Source organism: Intestinibacter sp. (genome assembly GCF_022780145.1).
Classification (GTDB): domain Bacteria; phylum Bacillota; class Clostridia; order Peptostreptococcales; family Peptostreptococcaceae; genus Intestinibacter.
The window spans coordinates 1-2,135 of sequence record NZ_JALEXO010000031.1 but is presented as its reverse complement, the minus strand read 5'-3'; the positions used below and the strand labels follow the sequence as shown (position 1 = coordinate 2,135).

The 2,135-nt window shown below is 30.1% G+C and carries 2 protein-coding genes; both read right to left on the bottom strand.

The features are described 5' to 3' along the window. Positions 1-56: 56 nt before the first annotated feature. A complete protein-coding gene (locus MR593_RS01160; protein WP_290686061.1) occupies positions 57-1,748 on the bottom strand; it encodes an SWIM zinc finger family protein in 1,692 nt (563 codons plus the stop codon). A 21-nt stretch (positions 1,749-1,769) separates the two neighbouring features. Continuing rightward, on the bottom strand, positions 1,770-2,135 hold a 366-nt coding region (locus tag MR593_RS01155; RefSeq protein WP_290686059.1), incomplete at its 5' end, for a DUF3427 domain-containing protein.

Genomic DNA, 2,135 nt, shown 5'->3' with positions numbered 1-2,135 from the left:
TTTTCCCTATAAGTATAACTTTATATGAGTTTTGTTGATTTATCAATAGGTGTGGGTTATTTAATTTTACTTAGCTCGTCCATGAAGGCTGGTTTTCTCTTGTATAATATTTTTAATTCATTTACGATTTTGTTCTTTCTGTCATTCCCTGCCAACTTTTTGTAAATTCTTATCTTTGAACATACTATGCTGTATTTAGTTCTATTTGAGGCTTGTTCTGCTAATTCCTTTATGAAGGTTTCGTATATTTCTATAACTTCATCCTTGTATTTTGGATTTAACATATCTGCAAATCGTTCAATGTTCCCTGGATATTTTTTTACATATGCTAAAATTTCCTCTAAATCATTCTCCTCTTCAGCTATATTTATAAATTGCCAATCACCTATGTTATTACAATCTTTTAATTCCTGTTTTATATTTTTGAAGAAATTTTTGTCATTTGATAATTCCTTTAACTCATCATAATACTCTATCTTACCTTTTAATAATAGTATTTTCGCCAATTCTCGCTGCTTTTCAACTTGATTACTAGCTTTATATACTTTATATCTCAATTCATCTGCACTACATCCTTTGAACTTAAATTCTTTGTCTTGCTCTAATTTAGAAATTAAATCCATCGCTTTATCGAATTTTTCATTTACAATGTATCTTTCAATTAAAAATTCTAAAAAATCATTTTTATCTATATGCTCATATAAAAACTTCTCAACTTCTTGATCATCTCCATATAAATCTAACATTTTATATATCGAATCTAAGTATATCTCGCTTACATATTGCCCATAATAACCCTTGTCTACATTTTGCATATCTCGAGTTATTTTTAAATTTAGCTTCTCTCTTAGCTCTTCTGTATACGCTATATTGCAGCAAATATCAAACAATGCCTTCTTATATGGCTCCCACCCATCAAAAATACGGCTATATGTCATATCCAGTATTTTATCGAACATTTTATTTATAGCGATTTTATCATTATTATCCTTTGCATCTATAACAGTGTTGTTTATCATATAAAATATATCATCTATAAAATCACCTATAAATCCATCTGAATCATCTGCATGGCTAAGTATTCTGAAGCCTTCCTCTAATAGCATAAGTAAAATATCTATTGCTAATACACTATTTTGAATAGCTTCAGCTCTATTTAATAGTTCACCTAATTCGCTTACAAATGAAGATACTTTTTTCCATTCTATATATCCATATCTATCTGCATATTTCCTTACAATCGATTTCATCAGCCTTCTGCAATTTTCCAATTCAGCTTTGTCGTCAACTGGTGAGTATTTCAGTGTTACGTAATTTTGTATTGTGCTGTTGTTTGTTGCTGCATATCTTATTATTTCTTTCAGCTGTTCTTTATTTAGTGTTTGTAGTATTTCTTCAAATGATAGTTTTTTCGTTTTTGTTTTATTATTTTGTTTTGAAGTTTTATTTATTTTTATTTGTATTTTATTTTGGCTGTTTTCTAGGAGCTCTCTTAGCTTGTAGTAAACAGCTACTTCATGCTTGCATGTTGGACCGTAGTCGTATGGGCAGTCGCAGTTTGAGTATATGATGTCGCCATTTTCGTTTAGTTTGACTGTAACTGTGTAGTCTTGAGTTCCGTATACTTCGAATTTGTATTCGCCGTTGTTTTGTTCGTATTCTTCGTATATGTTTTCGTCTGTGTAGTATTTGTAGCCTCTTTTCTGAATGGTTGTGTCTATGTATTCTTCGAAATTATTTATGTTCACTTGTTTCACCACCTCATAGTTTTACACTTTTTCAATAAACTCCCTATATATCTTGCTAGGAACCTCATTATGTAGTTTTATTTTCATAGTTATAGGCTTTTCACCCTTATACTCAACAGTATCACCCTTACCTATATAGATATACGGCTGTGCTTTTTTATCTATTTCTCTATATTTTCTAACAAACAGATGTAAATTTATCTTCCTATTCTTATTAAATATCAAGTTTTTCCCTCTATCGCTGCTTTGTGCAGTTGCATTAGGACTTTGCCATTGGAAATAGTTTCTGTCTAGGAATTTATCTTTGTAATTGATTCGCTCCTCTATTCCTTCCTCTTTATGAAGGTCTATAAATAAGAAATACTCGTTTCCATTTGTCAAAAGACC